Origin of the sequence: Streptomyces sp. NBC_01788 (assembly GCF_035917575.1) — a bacterium.
In the GTDB taxonomy this organism is placed as follows: domain Bacteria; phylum Actinomycetota; class Actinomycetes; order Streptomycetales; family Streptomycetaceae; genus Streptomyces.
The window spans coordinates 7,163,264-7,169,890 of sequence record NZ_CP109090.1; the positions used below are offsets into that span (position 1 = coordinate 7,163,264).

9 protein-coding genes are annotated in these 6,627 nt (G+C 69.9%); 2 read left to right on the forward strand and 7 right to left on the reverse strand.

Annotated elements, in window-relative coordinates:
- Positions 1-3 precede the first annotated feature (3 nt).
- The gene (locus OIE49_RS32025; RefSeq protein ID WP_326805338.1) at positions 4-573 is read left to right on the forward strand and encodes a TetR/AcrR family transcriptional regulator; all 570 of its coding nucleotides are present in this window, start codon (positions 4-6) and stop codon (positions 571-573) included.
- Between the two features lie 235 nt (positions 574-808).
- Positions 809-1,510 carry an SDR family oxidoreductase gene (locus OIE49_RS32030; protein WP_326805339.1) on the forward strand — a complete coding sequence of 234 codons (702 nt, stop codon included), beginning with the start codon at positions 809-811 and terminating at the stop codon, positions 1,508-1,510.
- Positions 1,511-1,667: 157 nt separating this feature from the next.
- Here the strand turns inward: OIE49_RS32030 and OIE49_RS32035 are convergent, their stop codons facing one another.
- The 7 genes from OIE49_RS32035 to OIE49_RS32065 form a co-directional block, all read right to left on the reverse strand.
- The gene (locus OIE49_RS32035; RefSeq protein WP_100570119.1) at positions 1,668-1,898 is read right to left on the reverse strand and encodes a DUF5132 domain-containing protein; all 231 of its coding nucleotides are present in this window, start codon (positions 1,896-1,898) and stop codon (positions 1,668-1,670) included.
- A gap of 200 nt (positions 1,899-2,098) precedes the next feature.
- Positions 2,099-3,238 carry an alpha/beta hydrolase gene (locus tag OIE49_RS32040; protein WP_326805340.1) on the reverse strand — a complete coding sequence of 380 codons (1,140 nt, stop codon included), beginning with the start codon at positions 3,236-3,238 and terminating at the stop codon, positions 2,099-2,101.
- 200 nt (positions 3,239-3,438) lie between these two features.
- A complete protein-coding gene (locus OIE49_RS32045; protein ID WP_326805341.1) occupies positions 3,439-4,191 on the reverse strand; it encodes a thioesterase II family protein in 753 nt (250 codons plus the stop codon).
- The gene (locus tag OIE49_RS32050; RefSeq protein ID WP_326805342.1) at positions 4,188-4,415 is read right to left on the reverse strand and encodes a hypothetical protein; all 228 of its coding nucleotides are present in this window, start codon (positions 4,413-4,415) and stop codon (positions 4,188-4,190) included. Before OIE49_RS32050 ends, OIE49_RS32045 begins: the two co-directional genes overlap by 4 nt.
- Entirely contained in the window at positions 4,391-5,134 is a 744-nt protein-coding gene (locus tag OIE49_RS32055) for an SRPBCC family protein (protein ID WP_326805343.1), read from the reverse strand. The genes OIE49_RS32050 and OIE49_RS32055 overlap by 25 nt, the downstream gene beginning before the upstream one ends.
- A gap of 34 nt (positions 5,135-5,168) precedes the next feature.
- Positions 5,169-6,404, reverse strand: a complete 1,236-nt coding sequence (locus OIE49_RS32060; RefSeq protein WP_326805344.1) for a cytochrome P450 — start codon at positions 6,402-6,404, stop codon at positions 5,169-5,171.
- Between the two features lie 6 nt (positions 6,405-6,410).
- Positions 6,411-6,626, reverse strand: coding sequence for an MbtH family protein (locus OIE49_RS32065; RefSeq protein ID WP_100570124.1), 216 nt, complete (start codon positions 6,624-6,626; stop codon positions 6,411-6,413).
- Position 6,627 lies beyond the last annotated feature (1 nt).

Here is a 6,627-nt window from a genome sequence, read left to right on the forward strand (position 1 = left end):
TGTATGACCACAGAGGTGAAGTCCGGCCCCCGGCAGCGACTGCTGGACGCGGCGGCCGCCCTCGCCTACCGCGAGGGCGTGGCTGTGGGTGTCGAAGCGCTGTGCAAGGCGGCCGGCGTGTCCAAGCGGACCATGTATCAACTCTTCGAGAGCAAGGACGCACTGCTGGCGGCGAGCCTGGAGAGCCGCGCCGCGGAGTTCGCGACGTTGTTCCTGTTGCCGCCGGACAGTGGACGTTCGCCACGCGAGCGGATCCTTCACGTCTTCCGGCAGGTCGAGGCGCAGGCAGGGACGCAGGAGTACCGAGGGTGCCCGTATCTTGCCGTTCAGGTCGAACTCAAGAACGAGGAGCACCCTGCGAGCCGGGTGGCGTGCCGGGTGAAAGAAGACCTGACGGCGTTCTTCCGCACGGAAGCAGCGTCCGGAGGGGCGAGTGACCCCGACCTGCTGGCCCGGCAACTTGCCCTGATCTTCGACGGCGCCAGCGCGCGGGCGGGCATCAAGGCCGATGACCTCGTCGGGCTTCTGGAGCCCACGCTGGCCGCCCTGCTCGACGCGGCCGGGGTGCGCTGACCCCGCGTCCTTGCCTCTGAAGTCGGCACTCTCGGCCGCATAGTCATCTTGTCTCCCTCGGCCGCCCGTATCGCACGGGCGGTCGAGCGCCTTGCGTTCCACTCAGGTGCGTATCGCCCTGCGAGTGGCGACTCGCGCAATCGCGCCGTGGCGATCCGTCCATCTTCCGCTTGCACCGGGAAACCGATCGGTTTACCTTGATGGAAACCGATCGGTTTCCGAGGTGGAGAAGAACATGACGTCGATCAAGAACGCCGTGGTGCTCGTCACGGGTGGCAGTCGCGGCCTGGGGAAGGCCCTGGTGGAGGAGCTGTACGAGCGGGGCGCGGCGAAGGTGTACGCCACGGCTCGCGACCCACGCGCGGTGACCCACCCTGACGCCGTGCCGCTCGGTCTGGAGGTCACCAGCCCCGAGTCGGTAGCCGCCGCGGCCGCGCAGGCGGGCGACGTCACGGTCCTGATCAACAACGCGGGTGTCTCGCTCGGGGCCACCTCGCTCCTGGACGCCGCGCTCAAGGACATACGCGCGGAGTTCGAGACCAACTTCTACGGTCCGCTCCTGGTCACCCGCGCCTTCGCCCCGATCATCGAACGCAATGGAGGCGGGCACATCCTGAACGTCCACTCCGTGCTCTCCTGGCTGGGCGTCGCCGGCTCCTACAGCGCCACCAAGGCAGCCCTGTGGTCGCAGACCAATTCCCTGCGCCTGGAGCTCCGCCCGCGCGGAATCGCGGTCACGGGGCTGCATGTCGGATACATCGACACGGATATGGCCTCGCGCGTGGACGCGCCCAAGTCCCGCCCGCGTGACGTCGCCGTCCTCGCTCTCGACGGGATTGAGACGGACGCCCACGAGGTACTGGCCGACGAGATCACGCAACGTGTGAAGGCGGGACTGTCCGGAGAGCTGACGGCACTGTACCCGCAGCTGCAGTAACCAGGCCGCAGCGAACTCGGGCGCAATGCTGCGATGTCTCATGCCGCGACGGTCTGGCGAGTCAGGGGTCGCAGGTTCACATCCTGTCGTCCCGACTGGGGACAGTCGCAGATCAGGGCCGGTTTCGGAGGCATCCGAAACCGGCCCTGATCATTCTTCAGTCCGCTGTGGCGCCCCGCGTCCGGGGCGAACGGGCCGCGAGCCGCCCGGCGGCGACTTCGGCGGTGAGTTCCTGGATCTCCTCGCCCGCCTCGATGGCCGCACGCTTGACTTCCAGGGTCAGAGCGACCGACGTCTTGATGATGCCCCGCAGCAGCGGTTTGCCGACTCTGTCGAGCAGAGGTGCCGCGATCAGGCCGATGAGGAAGGGCGGTACTACAGGGGGCATGCGTGAACCCTCTCTTGTGTACACAGCACGGCTCCCGCCGTCACACGTGCCAGACCCGGCAGGCAGGCAGCGTCGGGCAGGAATTCCACCCCCACCGAAAGACACCGTAGTCGGCCCTCGGCCGACGCGCTCGAGGACGCCGGTGCCTTTCATTCGATTGGGCGGAGGTGGTCCGCGGTCCACCGTGGTTCCGCGACGGCTCATGGTGAGTGCGGTGCATCCGGCGCACATTCGTCCAGGAACGAACTCACCACACGCACGACGAACTCGGGCACCTGGTTCGGGAAATCGTGACCGGTTCCCGCCGGGGTGTAGACCCTCCGGGCGTTGCTGGAAGCCGTGAGAAACCGTTCCCTGACGGTGAGGAAGAAGTGCCGTAACCGGGCGTTCTCCTCAGCGTCGGCCTTGTCGAAGATCTCGTCGCCGCCGGTCAGGTCGCGTGGCGCCACGAGGAGGAGCGGGAGTGAGCCGAGCTCGCCGTCATGCACGACCGTGTGCCAGCCGTCCCTGGTGATGCCGTCCGGCGACAGCTCTCGCAGGATGGACGCGGCGGCGCAGGCCGCTCTGGTCCTGGTCTCGACCGCGGACAGGACCTCCGCCGGACCCCCGGAGGAATGGGCTCCGTTCCGGTCCGCAAGGGCGTGCAGGCCGAAGAGGCGGCGCGCCGCGACGGCGATCTGCTGCCCCGAGGCCCGCCGCAGGGCCGGGATCGGCGGGCCGAAGGCGATGGCGTCGGGCGGGGTCGGATCGAGCAGCGCCAGACCGGCCACGAGGCCCGGGCGGCGCCTGGCGGCATTGGCCATGAGCAGTCCCCCGAAGGAGTGCCCCACCAGGACGTAGGGCCCCTTTTCGCCGCCCCGTTCCAGCGCGGTGAGCAGTTCGACGGCTTCGGTGGCCGTCGTGCGGGGGAAGGGGCCCGGGTCGCTCCAGCCGGAGCCCGGCCGGTCCACCAGGACCGAACGCATCCGCTCCCGCGCCAACGCGTGCAGCGGGTACATGGCGTACCCGCCGACATGACCGCCCGGCATCCAGACCACCGTCGGCCGGTTTCTCCTGTCCCCCTCGGCGAGGACGTGCATGCGGTGGCCGCCCACGTCGACCATTCGCCCGGGTGGCGGATGCCTCACCCGGACGCGTGCCACATGCACCAGGTGGCGAAGGGACCCGAGAGCGAGCGCCAGGGCCGCGGCACAGAGCACTCCGCCGAGGACCCTCCAGCCGCCGTCCAGGGTGATGCACCACGCGCCGACAGCCGCCGGCAGCAGAGCGATGGCCAGTCCCGCCCAGTCCCGGCTGAGCAGCCGGAGTGCCGCGTCGATGGCGCGTGTGTCCGGTCGCATCGTGCCCTCCGTCCCGATCCCCGTGGCCACTGCGGCCGAAGCCGTACGCCTCGGCGCCCGGCACTGGCATCGTCCCCTGGGAACACCGCGGGCGCCATGTGCCGTGGCACCGGGCTCCGCACCCGGTCACCGCCTCACGGCCGGCCGGCGCGAGTCGCTTCACCTCCTGGTGTTCAGAGCATTCCCCACCCGACGGGCGCTTACGTCACGGGCGCCAGGCGCCCGGCGATGTCCGTGACCACTTCGGCTTCGTGAGGCACGAGATAGAAGTGGTCGCCGGGGAACGAGTGCAGCTCGAAGGAGTCCGGGGCGGCGAGTTCGGACCAGGCCTGCACTCGGTCGAGTACGCAACTGTGGTCGTCCCGGCCGACGTACGCGGTGATCGGTGCCTTGACCGGGGTGGGATGCCCGGGGCGATAGCCCTCGATGAGCCGGTAGTCCGCGCGGAGGGCGGGCAGCAGCAGCTCACGCAGCTCGGGGATGTCGTACACCTCCGAGTACACGTCTCCAAGCTGTCGCACGCGGGCGACGAGGGCTTCGTCGTCGGCGAGGTGGAGCGCGGTGTGTCCGGCGCGGTGGGGAGCGGCGCGCGCGGAGACCAGCAGGTGCTGGGGGACGATGCCGCGGGCCTCCAGCCGCAGGGCCACCTCGTAGGCGACGCAGGATCCCATGCTGTGTCCGAAGAGCGCCAACGGCCGGTCGAGCCAGGGGAGCAGGGCGTCCTCGATCGCGTCGGCCAGGGTGGCCATGTCCTCGACGCACGCTTCGGCGAGCCGGTCCTGGCGGCCCGGGTACCGCACGGCGAGCACCTCGATGTCCCGCGGCAGCCGGGCCGGCCAGTTGTGGAACAGCTGTGCCGTGCCGCCGGCGTGCGGAAAGCACACCAGCCGGAGCCTGGGCTCCTCCGCGCGCCGGTGGACTCGGAACCATCTCTTGTCGTCGTGGGCCGTCATGGCTGCCGGAACCCGTTGGTCTGCTTGGCATTGAGCTTGGAGAGGAAAGTGGGAAGCTGCTCCACCGCCCTCCTGGGGACGTACGCGGTCTGCACGGTGTGGCGCAGGCGATCGGTGACGACGAGTTTGTAGGCGCCCCCTTCCTGAATGAGCTCGGCGGAATACAGGGGCGTTCCATCGGACATCTGGCTCGCCTCCATCAGGGTGCCGCCTTCTCCAGCCATGCCTGCCACTCCTGCGCGGCCCGCTTCTCGTCGACGGGGTCGGTGAACAGGTGGTGGCCGAGCCAGATCGGCCAGTTCCAGGCCTGCCCGTTGAAGAAGCGGTAGAGCCCGTCGTCGGTGCGAAGGCCGAGGAAGTCGCCACTGAGGTAGTCCACGACGGCGTCCCGCGGCCCGCCGAGGCCGTCCGGTACGCGGAAGCGCACCGTGTCGCCGACGGCGGTGCCGTGGGTGAGGCCGGCCTGCCGCAGCAGTGAGGTGAACACGTCGGAGTGCGCCGGCGGTGAGGGCCGGTCGGCCTTGACGTAGGTGGCGCGGTGCCCTGCGAAGTGGCGCAGGTACTCGGCGAGGCTGTGCTGGTAGAAGTCGACGTGTTTCCCGGCGGCGTCGGCGCGGGTGTCCCAGCCGCCGTCGACGGTTCCCTCATGTACCCAGTGGATGCCCATGGAGAGGTGGGAGGCTCCGTCGTCCCGGGCCTCGATGGCGTAGCTGAGGGTGTTGGAGAAGCCCTTGCCGTCCTCGGAACGGCAGGCGAAGCGGTGCGGCGGCTCCCATTCGACGACGGTGGCGTGGCCGCGGGTGACGGCGCCGCCGACGTGTGGCTCGACCTCCATGGGGTAGAGCCAGCCGAGGTTGCCCGCTCCGGTGGCGACCGCGTTCCAGACTTGTTGGGGCGTGGCCGGAAGGTCCTGTTCCCGGCGCACCCGGAATTCCCGGGTCATGACGGTGACTCCTCGATCAGTGGTTCGCGGGTGTTCAGTAGGAGACGGGCAGCGCGACCAGGCGACGCTGCAACGGGTTGGGGCGCCACTCCAACTGGTCGGTGTCCAGGCGCAGGTCCGGCAGCCGGCGGACGAGTGTGCCGATGGCCAGCTCGGTCTCCAGCCGGGCCAGCGGCGCCCCGAGGCAGAAGTGGGGTCCGTTGCCGAATCCCAGGTGCCGGTTGCCGGCGCGGGTGAGGTCGAGCCGGTCCGGGTCCTCGAAGCGCTCGGGGTCGCGGTTGGCGGCGGCGAGAACCAGATACACCAGGTCCCCGGCGGCCAGGGTGTGCCCGGCGAGTTCCACCTCTTCGGCCACGACCCGCACGATCGCCTGTGTCGGCGAGTCGTAGCGCACCAGCTCGTCGACCGCCTGTCGGATCAGCGTGGGATCCGTGCGCAGCCCGGCCAACTGGTCGGGATGACGGAGAAGGGCGAGGGTGCCGTTGCCGATGAGGTGGGTGGTGGTCTCATCGCCCGCGGTGATGAGCATGAAGCAGGTGGACAGGAGCTCGGTGTCGGTGAGGTGGTCGTCGTGCGCCTGGGTGGCGACGAGCCCGCTGATCAGGTCGTCCCCGGGGGCGTCCCGCCGCCGGCCGACCAGCCACATCAGGTACTCCTCGAACTGGTCCACCACCTCCACGGCCTTGTCGATGTCCTCCGTCATCCGGCCCAGCGCACGGAACCATCCCTTGACACGGTCACGGTCGCCGTCCGGAATCCCGAACAGCTCGCAGACCACGGAGTGCGGCAGCCGCGAGGCGAGTGCGGCGATCACGTCCATCGACGGCCCCGCCGCCGACGCCCTGTCGACGAGCTGGTCGACGACCGCCTGGACGCGGTCCCGCAGCGCCTCGACACGCCGGACGGTGAATGCCCTGTTGACCAGCTTGCGCAGCCGGGCGTGTTCCGGCGGATCGGTGTTGCTCATCACGCGCCCGAGCCGCGCGGTGAGCCGGCTGATGTCCCGCAGACTGCCGTCACGGGCACCCAGGGCGCGGGTCATCCGGTCGCGGTCGTTGGACAGCCGCAGGTCGCCCAGGGCCTGCTCGACGTCCGCGTACCGGGTGAGGTACCAGATGCCCTGCGGGCCGCGGTGCACCGGGGATTCCCGGCGCATCCGGGCGTAGAGCGGGTACGGGTCGCGGCGGAACTCCGCCGAGGCCATCGCGGTGGTGATCTCCTCGGGGCCGGTCCGCGGACCGGCCGGGGGATGATCGGCGGTGGTCGTCATGACGGGCTACTCCTGACCGTCCATCGCGTCGACGAGGCTCTTGGGCCGCATGTCGGTCCAGTGCTCCTCGATGTAGGCGAGGCACCCCTCGCGGGTGTCCTCCGGGTGGGTGACGGCCCAGCCGGCGGGGATGTCGGCGAAGGACGGCCACACGGAGTGCTGGTTCTCGTCGTTGACGAGAACGATGTAGCGGCCGTCGTTGTCCTCGAAGGGGTTGGTCATG

Coding starts and splice junctions, on each gene's coding strand:
- OIE49_RS32050 (WP_326805342.1), bottom strand. CDS start 4,415: ATGGCTGGAGAAGGCGGCACCCTGATGGAGGCGAGCCAGATGTCCGAT.
- OIE49_RS32025 (WP_326805338.1), top strand. CDS start 4: ATGACCACAGAGGTGAAGTCCGGCCCCCGGCAGCGACTGCTGGACGCG.
- OIE49_RS32060 (WP_326805344.1), bottom strand. CDS start 6,404: ATGACGACCACCGCCGATCATCCCCCGGCCGGTCCGCGGACCGGCCCC.
- OIE49_RS32030 (WP_326805339.1), top strand. CDS start 809: ATGACGTCGATCAAGAACGCCGTGGTGCTCGTCACGGGTGGCAGTCGC.
- OIE49_RS32065 (WP_100570124.1), bottom strand. CDS start 6,626: ATGACCAACCCCTTCGAGGACAACGACGGCCGCTACATCGTTCTCGTC.
- OIE49_RS32035 (WP_100570119.1), bottom strand. CDS start 1,898: ATGCCCCCTGTAGTACCGCCCTTCCTCATCGGCCTGATCGCGGCACCT.
- OIE49_RS32040 (WP_326805340.1), bottom strand. CDS start 3,238: ATGCGACCGGACACACGCGCCATCGACGCGGCACTCCGGCTGCTCAGC.
- OIE49_RS32055 (WP_326805343.1), bottom strand. CDS start 5,134: ATGACCCGGGAATTCCGGGTGCGCCGGGAACAGGACCTTCCGGCCACG.
- OIE49_RS32045 (WP_326805341.1), bottom strand. CDS start 4,191: ATGACGGCCCACGACGACAAGAGATGGTTCCGAGTCCACCGGCGCGCG.